The sequence below is a fragment of the Pseudomonas aphyarum genome, from assembly GCF_028657055.1.
Lineage (GTDB): Bacteria > Pseudomonadota > Gammaproteobacteria > Pseudomonadales > Pseudomonadaceae > Aquipseudomonas > Aquipseudomonas aphyarum.
The window spans coordinates 148,454-170,736 of record NZ_JAMDGS010000011.1; the positions used below are offsets into that span (position 1 = coordinate 148,454).

Genomic DNA, 22,283 nt, shown 5'->3' on the forward strand with positions numbered 1-22,283 from the left:
CACTGCGCCGACGGTGCAGGGGAGAGGCCGAGATGGAACGTTCACCGTGGCACGCTGGCGAGCAACAGTTGCAGGCCCATGTCGGCGTTGCCGAGCGCATGGCGGAATTCGGGCGTAAGGTGATTCGCACCTGGATGCCGGATCAGCACCGTCAGTTCTTTCAGCAATTGCCCTTCATGCTGTACGGCGCGGTGGATGCCGAGGGTCGTCCCTGGGCCAGCATGCTGGAGGGCGAACCCGGGTTCGCCCACTCTCCCGAGCCGACGCAACTGCAGTTCGCCAGTCTGCCGGCTGCCGATGATCCGGCGCAGTTGCAGGCCGGTGCCGCGATCGGCCTGCTTGGCATCGAGCTGCACACTCGCCGACGCAATCGGCTCAATGGCCACATCGGCAGCCTTGGGGCGGACGGTTTTTCGCTGACGGTGGATCAGTCGTTCGGTAACTGCCCGCAGTACATTCAGTTGCGCCAGTTTCAGCGGGTGTCACTGACGGATCCGCAGACCCGGAAGGCCGAGCACCGTGACAGCCTCGACGACGCCGCCATTGCGCTGATCGAAAGCGCCGACACCTTCTTTGTCGCCAGTTACGTTGATGTCGACGGTGAGCGTTCAGTCGATGTTTCCCATCGTGGCGGTCAGCCGGGTTTTGTGCGGATCGAGGGCAATCGCCTGACGATCCCGGATTTTGCCGGCAACCTGCACTTCAATACCCTCGGCAATCTGCTGCTCAATCCCTTGGCGGGTTTGCTTTTTATCGACTTTTCCACAGGCGACGTGTTGCAGCTCAGCGGCCGCACCGAGGTCATTCTCGAAGCGCCGCAGATCGAAGCCTTTCAGGGCGCCGAACGGTTGTGGACGTTCGAGGTGGAGAAACTGGTTCGACGTCCGGCGGCATTGGCTCTGCGCTGGCGTTTCGACGGCATGTCGCCCACCAGCCTGTTGACCGGCACCTGGGCCCAGGCTGATGCGCGGTTGCAGGCGCAAGCGCTGGGCGATGCCTGGCGTCCGATGCGCGTGACACGGATTGAAAAGGAAAGCCGCCACATCCGCTCGATCTATCTGGAGCCGGACGATGGCGCCGGTCTGCCGGTGTTTCTGGCCGGGCAGCATCTGCCGCTGCGGTTCAACCTCGATGGCGATGTGCATATTCGCACTTACAGCCTGTCGGGCGCGCCGTCGGATGATTTCTTCCGGATCAGCGTGAAACGCGAAGGGCGGGTATCGACGCACCTTCACGAACAGATCCGCGTTGGCGATGTGCTGGAGGCACGTTCTCCACAGGGGCATTTCACCGTAGCCGCGCTGGAGCGCAAGCCATTGGTGCTGCTCGCCGCCGGGGTCGGCATCACGCCGTTGCTGTCGATGCTGCGTGAGGTGGTGTATCAGGGCCTACGGACACGGCGTATTCGTCCGACATTGTTTGTTCAGAGTTCCCGCAGCCTCGCCGACCAGCCGTTTCGCGCGGAGCTGGACCGGTTGCTGGAGGACGCCGGTGACGCCGTGAAGGTGTTGCGAGTGCTCAGCCAGCCGGAGGACGATCTGGTGCAAGGCGAGGATTTCGATATTCGTGGCCGCATCGATGGCGATCTATTGCGCAATCTGCTGACCGACGAGGACTTCGATCAGGTCGACTTCGTACTCTGCGGCCCCGGCGGTTTTACCCAGGGCATCTACGACACTTTGCGTGAACTGGATGTGCGGGACGGACAAATACACGCGGAAACCTTCGGGCCTTCGACTCTCAAGCGCGAACCCGATCCGGATGCGATCGTGATCGAGCAATTGCCCGCCGCGACCACATCGGTGCCGGTGCTGTTCGAGCGTTCGGCCAAGGAAGCGCGCTGGCAGCCCGATGGCGGTAGTTTGCTGGAGCTGGCGGAAAGCCGCGGCCTGCGCCCGGAATTCAGTTGCCGAGGAGGTTCGTGCGGCACCTGCAAAACGCGGCTGATCAGCGGCGCGGTGAATTATCCACAGCCTCCGGCGGAAGTGCCGGAGGAAGGGCAAGTGCTGATCTGCTGCGCGGTGCCGGCGCAGAGCGCCCAGCCGTTGGTGCTGGATCTTTAGCGGCCGAAGCGTACGACAGCGCCAGGTCTGTGGACTTCGGGCGTCGGGTTCGACGCCGGCGACTTCGCCGGTACCGCAGGCGCTTGCAATACATGGCCTGCAGTGCGTTCAACCAGTTGCAGACTCGCCTCACGCCAGCCAATCCACTGCCAGTCTGTCACTTCGCGATTGGCAGGGAATTGGCCGCTCAGCTCGAAGCCGGTTACAAGGTCGGCGAGACGTTGTGGATCCTGCAGATCGAAATAGGCCATGAACTCGCCACCGATCTCCCGGAACACCGCAATGTCGCTGCCCATGGCCGGCAACCCGCGTTGCATGGCTTCAACCAGCGGCAACCCGAAGCCTTCGACATACGACGGAAACACCAGTGCACTGGCATGGGCGTAGGCATGTTCGAGGCTGGTATCGCTCAGGTCGTTGAACATGAACAGACGCCGGTTGTACTCGGGATGAGTGCGCACCCGGGTGAGCAGGGCGTCGCACTTCCAGCCGATGCTTCCGACAATGCACAATCGTGCGCTTGAACCGGCGGCCCAGGCCCGGTCAAAGGCATCCATCAGGTATTCGTGGTTTTTGCGCGGCTCGATGGTGCTGACCATCAGGAACACCGGCTCCGGGGTCGTGAACAAACGCTCCAGGCGCGGTTCGACGATGGCCTTGATGCTGCGCAGATCCAGTTCCGATCCGAGATGGAAATAGTCGAACCAGCGTTTTTCGGCCTGCTTTGGACCGATGCGCCGCTGCACCTCTTCGCGCAACTGATCACGCACCGTGGCGGAAATCGCCACGTAACCGTCGGCGGTGCGGGTGATCCAGTCAAACCATTCACTGAAAACCTGCACCAGTCGCGTTTCATAAAAATGCGGGTGGGTCAGCGGAATCAGATCGTAGATCACCGCAATGATGCCTACGCCCTCGTGCTTGAGCTGTTCGGCATGCTGAAAAAAATCCGAGTGCCAGGATGAATCCAGCAACACCAGGTGATCGCCCGGCCGGTGCTGCAACGGCTCACAGCGCTGGGGCAGCTGGTAGCGGTTGACCCTCTCGACAAGCCGCAGCGCAAGGCCGAACAGCGCGAACGCAGAGAGGCGGTAGCCAACGTACAGTGCGCGTTGCGTCAGCTTGGTCCGGCAACGGCGGTCAAGCCGGTGATAGAGCTGCCCGAAGCGGTGGGCCAGTCGCTCCACGCGTTCGCCGAACGTCACGATGGCATTGGACAATGGCGAGTCCAGTGGAGCCAGGCGCGTCACGCGGTAGAGCTTGCCCTTGAGCAGCACGACCGGCATGCACTCGACACCTCCAGCGCTTGGCGGCAACTGGTTGATGACGTTGCGCACGACTCGCTGAATCCCAGAATTGACTCGCGGGTTTCTGAAAACGTGGGTGCATTCGACCAGTAGGCGGGTCATGGCGCGGGCTCCACCAGGGCTGAAGTGCGCCGGGTGATTGACGTGCTGGCTCCCAGCCAGGAGCAGCCGACGAAATCTTCCTGACGGTTGTTGATCACGTGGAACACCAGCCCGTAATCGCGCCATTCGAAATTGCGATCCAGGTGCGAGTCCAGCCGCGAGAGGCTCAGGGCCACGGAATAGTTGCCTTTACCCAGGCCCATCACGAAGGCGAAACGGTAGGTGACCTGCTCGCCCGCATGCAGGTTTTCCAAAGCCTGGTTCTGGCGGTGGGTGTTGATGCCGTACATGGCCTGGCCAAGGCGATCCTTGATCATGAACCCCAGCACCAACCGTTCGATGTCCTGACGGATCCTGACCTGCACCTCCAGAACCACCGGCTGACCGACTTCGGCAGCGTCGATGGAGCGTTCGTGTTCATCGAGCAGACTCACGCTGAGTATGCCGGCCTCCCCGGTGCCGGACACGGTTTGCACCTGCCCGCCGGGGAGTTTTTCCTGACGCAGTGTCTGGCCTTCGCGCTCGGCGAGCAGGGCGTTGTAGTAATCCATCACGGCTTCGGGTCTGTCGTGCATGGCCATGCGGCCACCTTCGAGCAGGATCGCCGAATCGCAGATCGACTGGATCGCCGACCGGTCATGGGACACGATCAGCAGCGTGGTACCGGCCTTGCGGAAGCTGCGAATGCGATCGAAGCTCTTGTGCTGGAAATACGCATCGCCCACTGAAAGTGCTTCGTCGACGATCAGAATGTCTGGCCGGCGCGCAGTCGCGACGCTGAAGGCCAGGCGCATCTGCATGCCGCTGGAATAGGTACGGACCGGGTGATCGATGGCGTCGCCGATTTCTGCGAAGTCCTCGATGGCGGGCATCAGTTTTTCGATCTCTTCGACCTGCATGCCCAACAGTTGACCGGCCATTACAGCGTTTTGCCGGCCAGTGAAATCCGGGTGGAACCCCATGCCCAGTTCAAGCAGTGCTGCGACCCGTCCTTGCAGTTGAATCTGGCCGCAGGTGGGCTGAGTGGTGCCGGTGATCATTTTCAGCAAAGTGCTTTTGCCAGCACCGTTGACCCCGACGATGCCCACGGCTTCACCGGGAGCAATTTCGAAATTAACGTCCTGCAGTACCCAGTGCTGGCGATGACGCATTGGCGAAAAAGGGATCAGCCATTCGGCCAGGCGACTCCCGCGAGAGGGGTATTGCTTGTAGGCCTTGCCCAGGTCCGTGACGCGTATGTGCCCCATCAGCGTTCGTCCTGAATCATGGCGTCGGACGGTTGCCGCCAGAGGCCGCCAAGGCGTTGTGGGCTCCTCAGGTCAAAGGGCGCAGCTGCAGGCGGCAGTTCCCATGCCGAGCCGTCGAGCCTCCAGCGCGACTTGATAGGTTGTCCTGCGAATCCATCCGGACTCGCGATGAACAGACTTCTTTTCAAACAGCGACCCCTTGGTCTTTAACCTTCACCTCTTCCCTCAGGCTTTAAGGGGATGTCTGTCAGACCGAGAGAAAAATCAGGCCAGAAGACGGGTGAAGTCGTTGTTGTAGTTGTTTGGTTGCCAATCTGTGCCAATTGCGCCGCAATTTCAACCGGCCAAACCGTGACTGGTCAGTTCTCGTCAGCGTAGCCGGGTTTTTCTCGCAGGGCGGTTCCCGAATCCTCGACGGATGTGTTTAGAATGCCCTTCGTCGAGTTTCCCGAACGCTGCCGGAGTGGGTGTGCAACCGGGTGAACCTGACCACTAAAACAAGAACGAAGACGTGCCCCGGAACACTGGACAAGTATCGGCCCTGCCGACTTGGGCCAATGCCTGGCCGTCACAGCGTGAAGCTGCCGGGATGGCGGTTTCACCGTGGGATGCCATGAATTTCATTCTTTACTCGGACGTCAACGACCGCTCCATCAGCCAGAGTCTCGGGCGTCCCGAATACAGCTATTACTTCGTGCTCAAGGCCTATCGTCCGGTGCTGGAAAGCCTGGGTCGGGTGCATGTGGTGTCCGCCACCGCCGAGGTCGATCCGCTCTATCGACAGCTGCTCGCCGCCGGTGAGCGCAGTGTGTTTCTGTCTTTTACTCCGCCGCAAAATACTCCGACCGATCTCGAGTGCCCGACGATCTGCGTGATCGCATGGGAGTTCGATTCGATCCCCGACGAGTCCTGGGACGATGATCCGCGCCACGACTGGACGCAGATGCTTGCACGACAGGGGCGGGTCATCACGCTGTCGAGCCACACCGCCCGCGCGATCCGTCGCGCCATGGGTGAGGATTTTCCGGTACTCGTGCTGCCGACTCCATTGTGGGAAAACTTCGCCGCCATTCGTGAGCAACATGTCGGTGCGCCGATCAATCCTGGCGCGACCCTGGCGATCAAGGGCTGTGTTTTCGACAGCCGCACGCTGGGCCTTTGCGCCGATGACTTGTTGCCAAAACCGTTGACTGCCGAACAGCTGGCCGACATCGAGGCGCGCCGCCCACCACCTCTGACACTCAAGCGTCGACTGGTCATCGCCCGTCATTATCTGCGCCTGTGGGCGTTGAACCCGAGCGATCAACCCAAGCCCATGGCCCGGGTGAAATATTTGCATCACGGGTACTGGGAAGGGTTTCGCGACCTGCTGTCAGACAAGGCTCACGAATGGCTCGAGCGACGTCTGCCGAACATTGCCGGCCCCCATGAAGTGGCGGTGGACGAACCGCCGCCACTGGATCTGCCGGATACGTCAGCCGTGGTGGAAACCACCGTCGACGGCGTGATCTACGTGACCGTGTTCAACCCCAAAGACGGCCGCAAGAACTGGCACCATCTGATCACCGCGTTCTGCTGGGCCTTTCGCGAAACGCCTGACGCGACGCTGGTGCTGAAGATTACCCAGAACGATCTGGCGTCCTACTACAGCGAACTGATGACCCTGCTCGCGCAACTGACACCGTTCGCCTGCCGGGTGCTGGTGATGCACGGTTATCTGGATGACGCGCAATACGCGCGGCTCTACCAGGCCGCCAGTTTTTATGTGAACGCCTCACGCTGCGAGGGCCTGTGCCTGCCGCTGATGGAGTTCATGTCCAGCGGCAAACCGGTGATCGCCCCGGATCACACGGCCATGGAAGACTACATCGATGACTCGGTGGCCTTCGTCGTGCAGTCCAGCGAAGAGTTGACGATCTGGCCCCAGGACACCCGCATCATCTACCGCACCCTGCGCTATCGGCCGGACTGGGCTTCGCTCAAAAGCGCCTATGAGAACAGCTACCGGATGGCCAAGGCGCAGCCGCAGGAATACGCGCGCATGTCTGCCGCCGCTGTCGAACGCATGCACGACTACTGCGCGTTTGCTCCGGTGCAGCGGCGCATGGCGGACTTTTTCGGCCTCGTGCCGCTGGCTGCCGATGCCGCCCCCGTGACGGACAACGCCTCATGCTGATCATCATTCATTCGGAAACCAACCAGCACACCATCGCGCAGAACCTGGGGCGTTCGGAGTACAGCTATTACTTCGTGCTCAAGGAATACCGGCCGGTACTCGAACGCCTTGGGCGTGTGGTGGAAGTCGTCGACCCGGCGCGCGAAGTCGATGCGTTGTATCTGGAATGCCTGTCCCGTGGCGAGCCCTGCGTGTTCCTGTCGTTCTCGCCGCCGCACCGCACGCCGATTCATCTGGCGTGTCCGACGCTGCCGGTGTTCGCCTGGGAGTTCAGCACCATCCCCAACGAACCCTTCGACAACGAGCCACGCAATGACTGGCGCACGGTGCTCCGGGCCTGTGGCGCGGCGATCACTCATTCCAGCTACACGGTCAACGCCGTGCGCGAGGCCATGGGTACCGATTACCCGATTGTCGCGGTGCCGGCGCCGGTGTGGGATCGCTTCGCGGCCCGGGGCGCACAGCTTCAGGGGCAGCCCTCGACAGGGCCGGTGCGACTGACGATCAAGGGGCTGGTTGCCGACAGTCGTCAGCTCGACGTCAACGCGTTTGGCCCGAAACATCTGCGCCGTGGCAAAGGCATCGATTTCCAGGCACCGGTGAGCGAGCAGGAATTGCTGCTGGACGGGGTCGTCTACACGTCGGTGTTCAATCCCGGTGACGGCCGCAAGAACTGGGAAGACATGCTCAGCGCCTTCTGCGTGACCTTTCGCGAGGTCGAAGACGCAACGCTGGTGCTCAAGCTCACGCACCACGATGCCGAAGAAGCGCTCGGCGACATTCTTCATCACCTTTACAAAAACCAGTCCTACCGCTGCCGCATCGTGCTGATTTATGGCTACCTCGCGGACGCGGACTACGAGCGTCTGGTGCAGGCCACCCGTTACGTGGTGAACACTTCCTACGGCGAGGGCCAGTGCCTGCCGCTGATGGAATTCATGTCCTGCGGCAAGCCGGCCGTGGCGCCGCGCACCACGGCGATGATCGATTACCTGAGCACCGACAACGCGTTCCTGGTCGAATCCACTGATGAACTCACTGCCTGGCCTCACGATCCGCGCAAGGCGTTCCGCACGTTACGCTACATGACCAACTGGGCGTCGGTCTGCGTCGCCTATCGCGACAGTTACGACGTGGCGAAGAACCAACCGCAACGCTACGCGCAAATGTCGGCGCAAGCAGTCCAGAGCCTCCAGGCGTTCTGCAGTCAGGCCGTGGCCGAACAGCGCTTGCAGGCTTTTCTCGCGCAATTGTTCGAGCGTCGCGCGGTGACCGCCGTGGAAGCCACCGACTCATGATCCGCGCCTTGATCCGACGTCTGCTGCCGGCTGCGCCACCAGCACCAACGCCTGCTCCTGCACCAGTCGCGCCTGCAACGGCGACCGCTTCGCCCCGGGATATCGGCCTGCTCGACGCAGTGCTCGACGGCTGGTTTCGCGGTGACACGGGTGAACTGCTCAAGGGGTTTGCCATCGGCGCCGACGATACGTTGCTCGATGTCGGTTGCGGTGAAGGCGTGGCGACTTTATTCGCGGTGCGCCAGGGCGCCTCGGTGATCTTCACCGACAGCGAACTGGACAAGGTGCGCGATCTCGCCCGCCAGGTCCGGGCGCAATCGCAAAAGGACAATCTGGGCCTGGTCAGCAACAGCCTGCCACTGCCTCTGGCCGATGGTTGCGCGAGCAAAGTGGTGTGCATGGAAGTGCTGGAGCACATCGATGAGCCAGAACCGTTCATGGCCGAACTGGTGCGCATGGGCCGGCCCGGCGCGCAGTATTTGCTGAGCGTCCCGGCGCCGGTGGGTGAGCATCTGCAGAAGGGCATCGCCCCGGACAGCTATTACCGGTCGCCCAATCATGTGCAGATCTTCACCGCCGAGCGCTTTGCCGAACTGGTGGAGGGCGCGGGGCTGGTGATCGAGCATCGTCAGGCCAACGGGTTCTTCTGGGTCATGGGCATGATCTTCTTCTGGGCCAGCGAGCGGGCGGCAGGTCGGGATCTGGAAGGCGCGGTGCGTGACCGGATCCAGGCGCCGTACCCACCGTTGATGGAGAGCTGGGCGCGCACCTGGCAAGACTTGCTGGCCCTGCCTGATGGTCCGGCGATCAAGCAGGTGCTCGACCGCATGATGCCCAAGAGTCAGGTGATCATCGCCCGCAAACCGCTGCAAACCGCTTCGTCCACCGCCGAACCTCATTCTGGAGCCACCTCATGCTGAGCCTTTTGAAGAAACTCACGACAGCGACGCCTGCACCGCCCGCTGCGCCGGTGGCCGACAAGATCAACTCGTTCGAACTCGGCCTGCGCGACGCGATGCTCAGCGGCTGGTTCAACCACGCCACCGGCGAGCTGTACAAAGGCTTTCCGGTAAGCGCTGATGACACGGTGCTGGATGTCGGCTGTGGCGATGGCGGCAATATGCAGTTCTGTGGCAATCGTGGCGCGCGTCTGATCGTCGCCGACATCGACGCCGGGAAGATCGACGCCGCCCGTCAGCGGCTCGGTGAAACCACGGCGCAAAGTGTCGAGTGCCATGTCACCGACGGCAATCCGTTGCCAATTGCCGACAACACCGCGACCCGCGTGGTCTCTACCGAAGTGCTGGAACACGTCGATGACCCGGCGCAGTTTCTTGCCGAGCTGGTGCGCGTCGGCCAGCCGGGGGCGCTGTATCTGCTGAGCGTGCCGCACCCGAGCTCCGAAGAGCTGCAAAAGGATATCGCCGCGCCGGCCTATTTCGAGCATCCCAACCATATTCGGATCATCAGTGAAGACCAGTTCAAGGCGATGGTCAGCGAGTCGGGCCTGGAGATCATCAGCCACAGTCAGTACGGTTTTTACTGGTCGATGTGGATGCTGCTGTTCTGGGACGCCAAGGTCGATCTGACGAACCCCGATCATCCGTTGCTCAATCACTGGGCCGAAACCTGGCAGGCAGTGCTCAACTCGCCGCGCGGCGCGCAGATCAAGGAAGCGCTAGATGGCGTCGTGGCAAAAAGTCAGGTGATCATTGCCCGCAAGCCGCTGGCTGACTAAGGTAGGCGGCAACGCGACAAAGGGCCTTGAACGGCCCTTTTTGCATTTCAGGGATACGACTTTTCATGGTTTCTTTCACGCGTTTGATCGGTTTGCTGACAGCGCTGGCGCTGCTCTCGGGGTGCGAACGGCAGGACGCCGGGCCGCTCGATCAACAGCTCTATATCTGGCAGCGCCAGTGGATACCGGCCCACGAAGCGGCTCTGCGCGATAGCCGAAACGATTTTTCGACCTTGCGCGTTTTGGCGTTGCAAGCCTTTCCCCAGGTGGGCTCGAGCCGGGCGCGGATCGATCCGCAATTGTTGAAGCAGGATGGGCGGCCGCTGATTGCGGTGATCCGGCTCGATGGACAGCTCAAGGCGCTGGATCAGGATCAACTGACGGCGCAGATTCTTCAGCTGCTGGAGGACTGGCGCGGGCTGGGGCTTACGCTGGCCGGGGTCGAGATCGACCACGATGCCGGCAATGCAAGGCTGCCGGCCTACGCCGGGTTTCTGAGTCATCTGCGTTCGGCATTACCGGCGACGCTGCCGTTGAGCATCACCGCGCTGCCGGCGTGGCTCGACAGCCCGCAACTGCCGGCGTTGCTGGCCACGGTCGACAGCAGCGTGCTGCAGGTGCATGCGGTCAGCGATCCGCGTCGCGGCTTGTTCGATCCGCAGCAGGCGCAGCGCTGGGCCAAGGCTTGGGGACGGATTAGCGATAAACCGTTCTATCTGGCGTTACCTGCCTACGGTGTAGCGTTGCTGCCTGACGCCGGTGGTGCGCCGGTGGTGGAAAGTGAGGTGTCGCTTGAGCGGGCAGGGGAGCGGCGCGAGTTGCTGGCCGATCCGCTGCAATTGAGTGCGCTGGCCAAAGCCCTGCGCGAAGATCGGCCGGCGCATCTGGCCGGGCTGATCTGGTTTCGTCTGCCGCTGGCCAATGATCGCCGGGCGTGGAGCCTGACCACCTTGCGTGCGGTTGCCCGGGGCGATTCACTGGTTGGCAAACCGGTGCTGGCGTTCAGCGAAAAGAGCGGCCTCTATGACATCCACCTCGAAAATCCGGGCAATCTCGACAACCCATGGCCTGCACGGCTGATCGTCAAGGCGCAGGACTGCGAAGGCGCCGATGCGCTCGCCGGTTATGCGTTGCAACAGACGGCGGATCTGCTTACCTTCACCCGCCTGCGCGACGGCCGATTGCCGGCGGGCGGGCAGCGTGCGATCGGTTGGGCACGCTGCGCAAATATTGATCAAGGAGGTTCGCATGTTGACCCGTAACTGGCCCCGCCATCTGCTTTGCCTGAGCCTCAGCCTGCCGGTGGGATCGGCACTGGCCTGCGGCCCGGATTTTCCGATGCGTCTGCTCGACGATCGCGGGCAATCGCTGGCGGAACTGCCGGAGGGCAACTTCAGGTTCGAGATCAGCCGCCTCGGCAAAACCATTGCCGGGCTGAAGAACGTCACCGCGGTCACGTATAACCCGGACGACATCTATGGCGAACCTGATGAGCCGGCCGATCTGCGCAACAAGGCCGAGCAGATCGGCCTGACGCCTGAACAGCAAGCGCTGGTCAAACAATTGCGCAGCCTGACCGATGCGCATCAGGTCGAGGTGCAGGGTGCGAGCCTGCCGGCGGAACTGCGTCTGTATGTGGCGGGCGCCGTGGCGTTCGGTGCCGGTGACCATCAACTGGCTGTCGAGTATTTCCGTCAGTTGCTGGCGCTGCCGGCCGATCAACGCGCGTTGCGCAGCACCTGGGCCGCTTATTCCCTGGGCCGGGCGTTCTTTGCCATGAGCAGCGAAGCGGGCGATGCGCTCGAAGCCTTGGAAAACGCCATCGAAGCCTTCCGTCAGACGCGACAACTGAGCATCGACGGTTTCAGCGATCCGTTGGAACTGGGCGTGGCCAGCCTTGGCGAAGAAGCGCGAGCGCTGCGTACGGCGGGCAGTTGGGACAAAGCCATCGAACTCTATGCCACGCAAAACCTGCATGGCTCGAACGTCGGCTACACCTCGCTGAAGCTGTTGATGAACGATCTGGCCGAAGAGCCCGAGGATCGACTGGAGAAGTTGCTGCGTGGCAAAGCCGTGCAGCAACTGGTGACCGCCTCGCTGATCAGCCGGATCGGCTGGTCGTTCGGCGATGAGCCGCCGAACGAGAAGAAGCTGGTCAAGGTGCTGCAAGCGAGCACGCGTGGCAGCCTCGATAACGCCGATCGACTGGCGGCGATGAATTATCAACAGGGCGATTACGCCAGCGCCAAGGCGTTCCTCGAACACGCTGGCGACAGCGGTCTGGCGTGGTGGCTGCGGGCGAAACTGGCCGTGCGCGATGGCGACAAAAACGCGGCAGCTGCGGCCTATGCGAAAGCCGCGCAAGCGTTCCCGCAGGACGAGTCCTGGGGCGAACGGCGCACCGCCGACTGGAATCTCGAAAGCGTGCAGCCCAAGTGCCGGGTCGAGGGTGAAAGCGCGATTCTGGCCCTGCAACGTGGCGAGTATCTGCAGGCGTTCGATCAGTTGTATCGCAGCCAGCACATTTACTGGTTCGACGCCGCGACCGTGGCCGAGCGGGTACTGACGGTCGAAGAATTGAAAAACTATGTCGATACCAACGTCCCGGCACCGCCCGCGCTGAGTCAGCAAGATCGCGACAATTACGTCCCGCTGCCGGTGGCCGCCAGTCTGCGTAATTTGCTGGGGCGGCGTTTGTTGCGTGAGGGGCATTACGAAGAAGCGGTCGGCTATTTCGACAGCGCCGATCTGCAGAACAAGGCCCGGCTCTATGGCGAGCAGCGCATGAAGGCCGACTCAGCGTGGTGGCCGACCAAGCGTGCCAGCGCGCTGTTCAATGCCGCGTGGACGGCCCGTGAGTGGGGCATGGACATTCTGGGCTACGAAATGGCCCCGGATTACGCGACCTTCGGTGGCAACTACAGTCTGGAAAACACCGAGCTGAAAGTCGGACCGCTGGTCAGCGAGGCCGAAGTGCAACGTCAGAAGGCCAGTGAAGCGCAGCCGGACGAGCGTTATCACTACCGTTTTGTTGCCACGGCGCTGGCCAGTCGTGCGGCGGATAATCTGCCGCACACCAGTCAGGCGTTTGCCGCTGTGTTGTGCTCGGCGGCGGGCTGGAACAGCAGCCTGGAAGAGCAGAGCGCGTTGTACAAACGCTATGTCGATGAAGGGCCGTACGTTTTGTGGGCAGTGGATTTCGGCCATCAATGTCCTTACCCGGACTTCGAAAATGCCGACAAGCGCTACGTCACTCAGGTGACAGATTCGGTGCGCTCGACACTGCGGCCGTACAAATGGCCCGTTCAAATCGGGGCGATCGTGGCCTTCACCGCGGTGGCGTTGTTGCTGATCACCCGCCGCCAGCGCAAGCCCCGCAAAACCTAAGCCTGCTGGACGAAGGTCAGGCGCACGGCAAAGCCGATCAACAGGCTGCCGAACAACCACTGCTGTACTCGCTGGGCCGTCGGGCTGTGTTTCAGCCAGCGACCCAGCGCGGCGCCGGACAGGGCGTAGGCGCTGTCGAACAGCAGGCCTGCGCCCACCAGCATCGCGCCGAGCAGCGCAAACTGCGTCAGCACCGGCGCACCATCTGCCACGATGAATTGCGGCAGCAGCACCGAACAGAACAGCAACGCTTTCGGGTTGAGCAGATTGGTCAACAGGCCGCGACGGATGGCTGCGTACCACTGCGCATGGCTGTCCGTTACGGTGTCGGCGTTCAGATCCGGCAGCAGCGTGGTGCGCAGGCATTGAATGCCGATCCACAGCAAGTACGCCGCACCGGCAATCCGCACGGCATCGAACGTCCACGGCGCGGCCTTGAACAGCGCCGCCAGTCCCAACGCGGCTAATGCGACGTGGCAACCTCGGGCAATCGCCAGGCCCACCGCTGTGGCCAGCGCTGCGCCGCGACCCTGGCGGGCGCCGGTCTGCAACAGCAGGATCATGTCCGGGCCGGGCAGCAGATAGACCACCGCCAAAGCCAGGAAAAACAGCCAGAGACTCGCCATGCCGCACCCCTTTCGTTGTCGATTCGGTCGCCTCAGTCTAGGGCCGAAGGGCAGGGCAGGTGGTTGCGTAGTCAGCTTCTAAAGGACTCTGAATTGGCATAATCTGCGATCTTTTACCGCGTAAACCATCAGGATCTGCCAACCATGAAACTGGATGCCTTCGACCGCAAGATTCTCGCCGCGCTGCAACGGGACGGGCGCCTGAGCAATGTGCAGCTGGCTGACGAAATCGGTCTGTCGGCATCGCCGTGTCTGCGCCGGGTGCGGATGCTCGAAGAGGCCGGTGTCATTCGCGGTTATCAGGCCAATCTGGATCGCGATGAAGTGGGGTTGGGGCTGACGGTGTTTGTCGGGGTCAAGGTCGAGCGCCACAACGACGAACAGGCCGAGGCGTTTCACCGGGCAGTGACGGCGTTGCCGGAGGTGATTTCGGCGTTTCTGGTGTCCGGGGAATCGGACTTTCTGCTGCAAGTGGTGGTGCCGGATCTGCGCGCCTATGACCGCTTTCTTACCGGTTGCCTGTTGAAGCTGCCGGGGGTGAGCGACATCCGCAGCAATTTTGCGATCCACACGGTGAAGACACCCGGCGCGTTGCCGCTGGGGCATCTGCCGTCCTGATACTTCCCGCATTGCGCGGGAAGTATTCGCACAGTGCTTACATCTGCGTCGCCATCCCCTCGACATTCATCGCCGCCTGACGCAACGCTTCGGAGCGGGTTGGATGCGGGTGGCAGGTCAGCGCGATGTCTTCGGCCGAGGCGCTGAATTCCATGGCTACGCAGAACTCGCCGATCATTTCACTGACGCTCGGGCCGACCAGGTGCACGCCGAGGACTTCGTCGGTGCGCTCATCGGCGATGACTTTGGCAAAGCCTTCGGTCTCGTGATTGATCTTCGCCCGGCTGTTGGCGGTGAACGGGAATTTGCCGACCTTGTACGCCCGGCCTTCGGCCTTCAACTGCTCCTCGGTCTTGCCGACGCTGGCCAGCTCCGGGCGGGTGTAGATCACGTTGGGGATCAGGTCGTAATTGACCTCGCCGGCCTTGCCGACGATCTGTTCGATGCAGGCCATGGCTTCGTCTTCGGCCTTGTGCGCGAGCATTGGTCCGGACGTCACGTCGCCGATCACCCACACGCCGGGTGCTTCGGTGCGATGCTGTTTATTGGCAAGCATGCCGCGTTTGTCGGTGCTCAGACCGACGTTTTCCAGGCCCAGTCCCTGGGTGTACGGACGACGACCGATGGCCACCAGCACAAAATCGGCTTCGAGGATTTCTGCGCTTCCGCCAGCGGCGGGTTCGACGCTGAGTTGTACGCCAGTGGCCGAGGAGGTGGCGCTGGTCACTTTCGAGCTCAGCTTGAAGCTGATGCCTTGTTTGCTCAGCGAGCGTTGCAGGGTCTTGCCGGCTTCGCCGTCGACACCGGGGCAGATGCGGTCGAGGTATTCCACCACAGTCACCTGCGCGCCGAGCCGGCGCCAGACCGAACCGAGTTCGAGGCCAATTACGCCTGCGCCGATCACCACCAGATGCTTGGGCACTTCGCTCAAGGACAGCGCACCGGTCGAGTCGAGGATGCGCTTATTGTCGATTTCCACGCCGGGCAGGGGAGTGGGCTCGGAGCCGGTGGCGATGACGATGTCCTTGGCGGTGAGCTCGATCCGGCTGCCCTGATCGCCGGTCACGCTGACTTTTCCGGGGCCGTCGATGTGGCCCCAGCCCTTGATCCAGTCGACCTTGTTCTTGCGAAACAGAAATTCGATGCCTTTGGTCAGGCCGCTCACGCTTTCGTCTTTCTGCTTCATCATTTGCGCAAGGTTGAGCGTGGGTTTGACCTCGATGCCGAGGTTGGCGAACTCCGCGCCCAGCGCCGCTTCGTACAGTTCGGACGCATGCAAAAGCGCCTTGGACGGCATGCAGCCGACGTTCAGGCAGGTGCCACCCAGCGTGGCGCGGCCTTCGACGCACGCGGCCTTGAGACCCAGCTGGCCGGCGCGGATCGCTGCGTTATAACCGCCGGGGCCACCGCCCAGAATCACCACGTCATAGTTGCTCATGCTCTTACTCCTGGCTGAAGGATGCGGATCGGTAAAAGTAGTTCGCACTGAAAATTACGAACGTAATATGTGCGTTTCCAGACATTTCGGTCAAGGCTTCAGGCAAGCGACAGGTTGCGCATCTTTGAATGATGCAAATGAGTACAAATATTTCACGACTTTCGTTATATCGTAACGATATGTGCAGTGAGCCAAGGGTATTGGGGGGATATGCAAGTCGATCTGGATGAAGGCACGCCGGTGACCGGGTTGCCGCGCTTTCAGCAAGCGGCGACGCAGGGCCGGCGTTTGCGCCGCCTGGCGATCGGTCTGGGCGCGTTGGCCGGGGCAGGGTGGGTGCTGGCGTTTTTTGTCGGGCTGTTTGCGCCGCAATCGTTGTGGTCCTCGCTGCTGGTCAATCAGAGCGCGGCGTTGCTGGTGCTGGTGGCCGGACTGCAATCGGCGTGGTGGGTGACGCGATGGCGGGCACGGGTGATCAATCCCGTCGTGCCGGTTACGGCTGCTGAAGAACCTGCGCCGGAAGGCTGGTACGAACGGCTGCTGGATCGGATGAGCCAGCGCAGTCTGCACCTGCTTGGGCAGATCGGCGCGCCCACATTGTGGCTGGGCGGGTGGTCGGTGCTGGTGCTGTTAAGCGTCGAGCAAATGTGGAATCTGACGCTGCCGGCGGCGGGTGTGGGGTTGTCCGCCACGGTCGGCGCGGCCATAGCTCTGCTGCTGGCGTTCGCTCTGCTGGTACTGGAGCGGCAACTGGCGCAGGAAAACCCGGCGCAATGGCCCGAGGCCGGAGCGCTGGCGCAACTGACGCGCGTAGCAATCATCAGTCTTGTACTGGGCGCGTTGTGCCTGTTGTTCGCCAGTGACAGTGCAATCTGGCCCGTGCGTCTGGCGGTGTTGATCGGCATTCTGCCGGGGCTGGTTGCCCTGGAGTTGCTGTTGCGCGCGCTGCTGTCGCTGTTCAGCCCGCGCCGCGAACAACTCGAACCGGTGTTGCTGGCCCGCAGTTTCGTCGCCGATCTGCTTCGCTGGCCGCCACAACCTTTGCTCGCATTGCAGCATGAATTGCACAACCGCTTCGGCATCGATCTGCGTCAGATCTGGGCCTTCAGTTACATGCGTCGCGCGTTCTTGCCGGTGTTGGTATTGGTGGCAGCGGTGGGTTGGTTGCTCACCGGCCTTCACGAAATACCGATGCAAAGCCGTGGTATTTACGAGCGCTTCGGCAAACCGGTGCAGGTGTTCGGGCCGGGTTTACACGCCGGTTTGCCTTGGCCGCTGGGGCGTGTGCTGACCGTTGAAAACGGCGTGGTGCATGAGCTGGCAACTAGCGTCGGTGAAAACCCGGCCCCCGAACAGTTGTATCCGGCTGAAGGCCCGGCGCCATTTACTGCCAACCGTTTGTGGGACGCCAGCCACGTCAATGACAAGTCCCAGGTTATCGCCAGCAGCCGTGGCGATCAGCAGAGCTTTCAGATCGTCAACATGGACGTGCGCTTCGTCTATCGCATTGGCCTGAGCGATCAAGCCGCGCTGGCCGCCACCTACAACAGCGCTGATGTGCCGACGCTGATCCGCAGCACCGCCAGCCGGATTCTGGTGCATGATTTTGCCTCGCGCACTCTCGACGGATTGCTCGGCGAGGACAGGACCGGGCTCGCCGACGAAATCGGCCGCGCCGTGCAAAGCGATCTGCAGAAACTCGACAGCGGCGTGGAAATTCTCGCCACTGTGGTCGAAGCGATTCACCCGCCAGCAGGGGCGGCCAATGCCTATCACAGCGTGCAGGCGGCTCAGATCGGTGCTCAGGCGTTGATCTCCCGCGAGCGCGGCGCCGCTGCCGAAGCGAGTAACCAGGCGCAGTTGCAGGCCAGCCTCGCTCGGGATCAGGCCAGTGCCAACGCCCATGAAATCAACGCCACCGCCCGGGCGGCGGATCTGAAATTCAGCGCCGAACAAAAGGCCTACGTCAGCGCCGGCCAAGCCTTCGTGCTGGAGCAATACCTCAGCCAACTCAGCCAGGGTTTGAGCAAAGCCAAACTGCTGGTACTCGACCATCGTCTGGGCGGCAGCAGTAACGCACCGACCATCGACCTGCGTACGTTCACGCTGCCGGCAGATCCGGCGCGCACCACCGCTCAGCCAGGAGCCACCCATTGAGCCAGTCGCACACTCACGATCACCATGACCACAGCGGCCACGATCATGCTCATGGCGGCGGTCATCACCATCATGGGCATCATCACCATCACCACGGTGCGCCGGAGGAGGCGGGGCCTTTTCCGTGGAAGCGCATGGGCTGGGCAGCGTTGCTGGTGGCGTTCGCCATCGCGGCGGCGAGCCTGGTGCAAGTGCGTTCCGGTGAAGCCACGGTCATTACCCGGTTCGGCAATCCGTCCCGCGTGTTGCTGGATCCGGGTCTGAGCTGGCGCTGGCCGGCACCGTTCGAAGCGGCGATTCCGGTGGATCTGCGTTTGCGCACAACCTCCAGCGGCCTGCAGGACGTCGGCACTCGCGACGGTTTGCGCATCATCGTTCAGGCGTACGTGGCTTGGCAGGTGCAGGGCGATCCCGACAACGTGCAGCGCTTCATGCGCGCCGTGCAGAATCAGCCGGACGAAGCTGCGCGGCAGATTCGGACCTTTGTCGGCTCGGCACTGGAAACCACGGCCAGCAGTTTCGATCTGGCCAATCTGGTGAATACCGATGCCAGTCAGGTTCGCATCGCCGATTTCGAAGCGCAGTTGCGCCAGCAAATCGATCAGCAACTGCTCGCCACTTATGGCGTGCGGGTGGTGCAGGTGGGCATCGAGCGTCTGACATTGCCATCGGTGACCCTGACCGCAACGGTCGACCGGATGCGCGCCGAGCGTGAAACCATCGCCACCGAACGCACTGCCATCGGCAAGCGTGAGGCGGCGCAAATCCGCTCCGCCGCCGAACGCGATGCGCGAATCGTGCAAGCCGATGCCACGGTGAAAGCCGCCGATATCGAGGCTCAATCGCGGGTGGAAGCGGCGCAGATTTACGGGCGCGCTTACGCCGGTTCGCCGCAGCTGTACAACTTGCTGCGCTCGCTGGACACCCTCGGCACCATCGTTTCGCCAGACACCAAACTGATCCTGCGCACCGACGCTGCGCCATTCCGGGTGTTGGTCGACGGGCCGCCGAATCTCGACAACAAAAGCGGATCGCAGCCATGAATGAAGTTCCACGTGGAACACATTCGCTGAACAGTCCGTGGATTCAAGCGGGACGTCTGGCGTTTTTCGCGCTGTATGCGGTGACCGTGCTGGCGGCATTGGTCTGGGCATTTTCCAATGTCCGGCAGATCGACCCACAAAATCGCGCGGTGGTTTTGCATTTCGGAGCGCTGGATCGCATTCAGAATGCCGGGTTGTTATTGGCCTGGCCGCAGCCGTTTGAACAGGTGGTTTTGTTGCCAGCGGCGGATCGGGTCATCGAACGCCGGGTGGAAAATCTGCTGCGCAGCGATCAGGCCTTGCAGGCCGATCGCGTCGCCACCTTCGCCACGCCGCTGAGTGACGCGCTGGCCGGCTCCGGTTATTTGCTCACCGGTGATGCTGGAGTGGTGCAACTGGATGTGCGGGTGTTCTACAAGGTCACCGATCCCTATGACTTCGTACTGCAAGGCGAGCATGTGCTACCGGCGCTGGATCGAGTGGTGACGCGAAGCGCCGTTGCACTGACGGCGGCGCGGGATCTGGACACCATTCTGGTGGCGCGACCGGAGTTGATCGGTGCTGATAATCAGGCCGCCGAACGTCGCGAACGGCTGCGGGGTGATCTGGTGCAAGGCATCAACCGACGCCTTGCCGAGTTGAAGGCGAGCGGGCAGGGCATCGGCATCGAAGTGGCGCGGGTCGATGTGCAATCGAGTCTGCCGGAGCCGGCAGTGAGCGCGTTCAACGCTGTCCTCACCGCCAGCCAGCAAGCCGACAAAGCGGTCGCCAATGCCCGCACCGAGGCCGAGAAACTCACCCAGTCCGCCAACGAGCAGGCCGATCGCACGCTGCAAGTCGCCCACGCCCAGGCCGGTGAGCGGCTGGCCAAAGCCTCCGCCGACACGGCAACGGTGTTGAGCCTGGCCAAGGCGCAACAGCAGGGCACCGACCCGCAAATGCTGTTGCGTCTGTACCGCGAGCGGATGCCGAAGATTCTCGGTCAGGCCGCGTCGGTCACCACGGTCGATCCGAAAGACGATTCACGCCTGATCATTCAGGGAGCCAGCAAATGACTGCCACCACCTCATCTCCGAGCCTGTTGTCCTCGGCCGAACAACGCCGCGCCGCCCGCCAGTTGACCCTGGCGATGCTCGCCCTCGGCTTGCTCGGTCTGGGGCTGATCTGGCGCTGGCTGATGCCGGAACAGACGGGCGTCAGTCAGTTGCTGCTCGGATTCGCTTCTTTATTAGTGGCGGTGCCGGTGATGCGTTCGGCGTGGTTCAGCCTGCGTTATCCGAGCTTGCACGGCATCACCGATCAGTTGATCGCCCTGGCGATGATCGGGGCCTGGGCCACGGGCGATCTGCTCACCGCTGCTCTGCTGCCGATCATCATGATCTTCGGCCACGTGCTGGAAGAGCGCAGTGTGATCGGCTCCCAGGAAGCGATTCATGCCCTCGGCCAACTGACCCGCAGTCATGCGCGCAAGGTGCAGGCGGACGGCTCGATCATCGAAGTCGACAACGGCACGCTCAAGGCCGGCGACAAAGTCGAAGTGCGCGCCGGGGATCGGGTGCCGGCGGACGGTCGGGTTTTATCCGGCCAGGCCAGCCTCGATACGGCATCGATCACCGGTGAGTCGGTGCCGGTTGAAGCGGGCGTCGGCATGGCGGTGTTCGGCGGCGCGATCAACCTCGACGGGTTGCTGCGAATCGAAGTGACCCGTACCGGGGATGAATCGACCCTCGGCAAAGTCATCGCGCTGATGCAGAACGCCGAACGCTCCAAACCACCGATCACTCGTTTGCTCGAACGCTATGCCGGCAGTTACATGGTGCTAGTGTTGTTGCTCGCGGCGGTGACCTGGTTCATCACCAACGATGCACAGGCGATGCTCGCGGTGCTGGTGGCGGCATGCCCATGTGCGCTGGTGCTGTCGGCGCCGGCCACGGCGATTGCCGGGGTGGCGGTGGCGGCGCGGCACGGGATCCTGATCCGCAGTTCGGCATTCCTTGAGGAACTGGCCGATCTCACTTCGCTGGTCGTCGACAAGACTGGCACCCTCACTTACGGCACGCTGCGCTTGCAGTCGATCAACAGCCCGCGAGCGGATCACGGGGCAGTGATGGCGCTGGCTGCAAGTCTGGGCGCGGCGAGCAGCCATCCGGTCAGCCGCGCGCTGGCCGGACTGGTCAGCGCGGAACAGGTGTTGGTACTGACCGATATTCATGAACGGCAGGGGTTGGGCGTAGTGGCCAAAACCGCGCAAGGCGAGGCCGCGCTCGGGCGTCCGGAGCTGTTTGCGCAGTTGGGCATCCCGACCACGGCGATCCCCGAACACGATGGCCCGATTGCCGGGTTGGCGTTGAACGGCGAATTTCTCGCCTGGCTGTTACTGGCCGACACCGTCAAACCGGAAGCGCGATTTGCGCTGAGTGAACTGCGTGACCTCGGATTGGGACGGCAGCTGCTGTTGACCGGTGACCGGCAAAGCGTCGCACAAACCCTGGCCAAGGATGTCGGCCTGCACGAAGTCGAAGCCCAGGCGTTGCCCGAAGACAAACTCAACCGAGTGCTCAAGGAAATCGACAACGGCTTCCGGCCGATGGTGGTCGGCGACGGGATCAATGACTCGCTGGCGCTCAAGGCGGGCGTGGTCGGTGTGGCGATGGGCGCGGGGGGCGCGGACATTGCGCTGGCCTCCGCCGATATCGTGCTGATCGGCAGTGACCTGCGTCGGCTCGGCACCTGTGTGCGCCTCAGCCGTCAGTGCCGACGGACCTTGCAAGTGAACGTGATCATCGGTCTGGGCTGGACGCTGGCGATTGTGGTGTTCGCGGCCTTCGGCTGGCTCGGTGCAGCGGGGGCGATGATCGCTGCGTTGCTGCACAACCTGAGCACGCTGTTGGTGCTGGGTAATGCTGGTCGCCTACTGCGTTTTCAGGAACCGCTGCTGAAGCTGAAAGCGTCGGACTGATCATTTTTCGAACTGTGCGCCGCTCTCGCAGTCCTTTGAGAAGGCGCACTGAAGCAAGGATGACAGCGTCATTACAGCCTCTGCGGCTGATAGTCGGCGGCTATCAAATCGATAGCCTGCTAAT

At 62.4% G+C, this 22,283-nt stretch carries 16 protein-coding genes; 12 read left to right on the top strand and 4 right to left on the bottom strand.

The features are described from left to right. The first annotated feature begins 32 nt into the window (after positions 1-32). Positions 33-2,063 carry a 2Fe-2S iron-sulfur cluster-binding protein gene (locus M5G18_RS16750; RefSeq protein ID WP_273898136.1) on the top strand — a complete coding sequence of 677 codons (2,031 nt, stop codon included), beginning with the start codon at positions 33-35 and terminating at the stop codon, positions 2,061-2,063. Here M5G18_RS16750 and M5G18_RS16755 read toward each other — a convergent pair. After that, positions 2,060-3,472: a glycosyltransferase family 4 protein gene (locus M5G18_RS16755; RefSeq protein ID WP_273898137.1), complete on the bottom strand. Its 1,413-nt coding sequence runs from the start codon at positions 3,470-3,472 to the stop codon at positions 2,060-2,062. The genes M5G18_RS16750 and M5G18_RS16755 overlap by 4 nt on opposite strands. Continuing rightward, positions 3,469-4,719, bottom strand: coding sequence for an ABC transporter ATP-binding protein (locus tag M5G18_RS16760; protein WP_273898138.1), 1,251 nt, complete (start codon positions 4,717-4,719; stop codon positions 3,469-3,471). Before M5G18_RS16760 ends, M5G18_RS16755 begins: the two co-directional genes overlap by 4 nt. Before the next feature lie 613 nt (positions 4,720-5,332). Between M5G18_RS16760 and M5G18_RS16765 the strand changes: the two genes are divergently transcribed. The 6 genes from M5G18_RS16765 to M5G18_RS16790 all read left to right on the top strand — a co-directional run bounded on the left by M5G18_RS16765 (position 5,333) and on the right by M5G18_RS16790 (position 13,318). Further along, positions 5,333-6,895, top strand: a complete 1,563-nt coding sequence (locus M5G18_RS16765) for a glycosyltransferase family 4 protein (protein WP_273898139.1) — start codon at positions 5,333-5,335, stop codon at positions 6,893-6,895. Beyond that, entirely contained in the window at positions 6,889-8,193 is a 1,305-nt protein-coding gene (locus tag M5G18_RS16770) for a glycosyltransferase (RefSeq protein WP_273898140.1), read from the top strand. Before M5G18_RS16765 ends, M5G18_RS16770 begins: the two co-directional genes overlap by 7 nt. Next, a complete protein-coding gene (locus M5G18_RS16775) occupies positions 8,190-9,113 on the top strand; it encodes a class I SAM-dependent methyltransferase (protein ID WP_273898141.1) in 924 nt (307 codons plus the stop codon). The genes M5G18_RS16770 and M5G18_RS16775 overlap by 4 nt, the downstream gene beginning before the upstream one ends. Further along, positions 9,107-9,931, top strand: coding sequence for a class I SAM-dependent methyltransferase (locus tag M5G18_RS16780; RefSeq protein WP_273898142.1), 825 nt, complete (start codon positions 9,107-9,109; stop codon positions 9,929-9,931). The genes M5G18_RS16775 and M5G18_RS16780 overlap by 7 nt, the downstream gene beginning before the upstream one ends. 65 nt (positions 9,932-9,996) lie before the next feature. After that, positions 9,997-11,193: a DUF3142 domain-containing protein gene (locus M5G18_RS16785; protein WP_273898143.1), complete on the top strand. Its 1,197-nt coding sequence runs from the start codon at positions 9,997-9,999 to the stop codon at positions 11,191-11,193. After that, positions 11,180-13,318, top strand: coding sequence for a tetratricopeptide repeat protein (locus M5G18_RS16790; RefSeq protein WP_273898144.1), 2,139 nt, complete (start codon positions 11,180-11,182; stop codon positions 13,316-13,318). Before M5G18_RS16785 ends, M5G18_RS16790 begins: the two co-directional genes overlap by 14 nt. Here M5G18_RS16790 and M5G18_RS16795 read toward each other — a convergent pair. Then, complete coding sequence (locus M5G18_RS16795) at positions 13,315-13,944, bottom strand: LysE family translocator (RefSeq protein ID WP_273898145.1); 630 nt, start codon at positions 13,942-13,944, stop codon at positions 13,315-13,317. The two genes, M5G18_RS16790 and M5G18_RS16795, sit on opposite strands and share 4 nt — an antisense overlap. A 144-nt stretch (positions 13,945-14,088) precedes the next feature. Here M5G18_RS16795 and M5G18_RS16800 point away from each other — a divergent pair, with 144 nt between their 5' ends. Further along, the gene (locus M5G18_RS16800; protein ID WP_007954205.1) at positions 14,089-14,562 is read left to right on the top strand and encodes an Lrp/AsnC family transcriptional regulator; all 474 of its coding nucleotides are present in this window, start codon (positions 14,089-14,091) and stop codon (positions 14,560-14,562) included. A gap of 37 nt (positions 14,563-14,599) precedes the next feature. Here the strand turns inward: M5G18_RS16800 and lpdA are convergent, their stop codons facing one another. Then, positions 14,600-16,000, bottom strand: a complete 1,401-nt coding sequence (gene lpdA / locus M5G18_RS16805; protein ID WP_273898147.1) for a dihydrolipoyl dehydrogenase — start codon at positions 15,998-16,000, stop codon at positions 14,600-14,602. A gap of 210 nt (positions 16,001-16,210) precedes the next feature. Here lpdA and hflK (M5G18_RS16810) point away from each other — a divergent pair, with 210 nt between their 5' ends. Genes hflK (M5G18_RS16810) through M5G18_RS16825 form a run of 4 tightly spaced genes read left to right on the top strand, consistent with a single transcriptional unit; the run spans position 16,211 to position 22,159 of the window. Further along, positions 16,211-18,157: a protease modulator HflK gene (hflK, locus tag M5G18_RS16810; protein ID WP_273898149.1), complete on the top strand. Its 1,947-nt coding sequence runs from the start codon at positions 16,211-16,213 to the stop codon at positions 18,155-18,157. Further along, entirely contained in the window at positions 18,154-19,200 is a 1,047-nt protein-coding gene (hflC, locus tag M5G18_RS16815) for a protease modulator HflC (protein WP_273898151.1), read from the top strand. The genes hflK (M5G18_RS16810) and hflC overlap by 4 nt, the downstream gene beginning before the upstream one ends. Beyond that, on the top strand, positions 19,197-20,255 hold the full coding sequence (gene hflK / locus M5G18_RS16820; RefSeq protein WP_273898153.1) for a protease modulator HflK: 1,059 nt from the start codon (positions 19,197-19,199) through the stop codon (positions 20,253-20,255). Before hflC ends, hflK (M5G18_RS16820) begins: the two co-directional genes overlap by 4 nt. Beyond that, the gene (locus tag M5G18_RS16825) at positions 20,252-22,159 is read left to right on the top strand and encodes a heavy metal translocating P-type ATPase (protein WP_007954214.1); all 1,908 of its coding nucleotides are present in this window, start codon (positions 20,252-20,254) and stop codon (positions 22,157-22,159) included. The genes hflK (M5G18_RS16820) and M5G18_RS16825 overlap by 4 nt, the downstream gene beginning before the upstream one ends. The last annotated feature ends 124 nt before the right edge of the window (positions 22,160-22,283 follow it).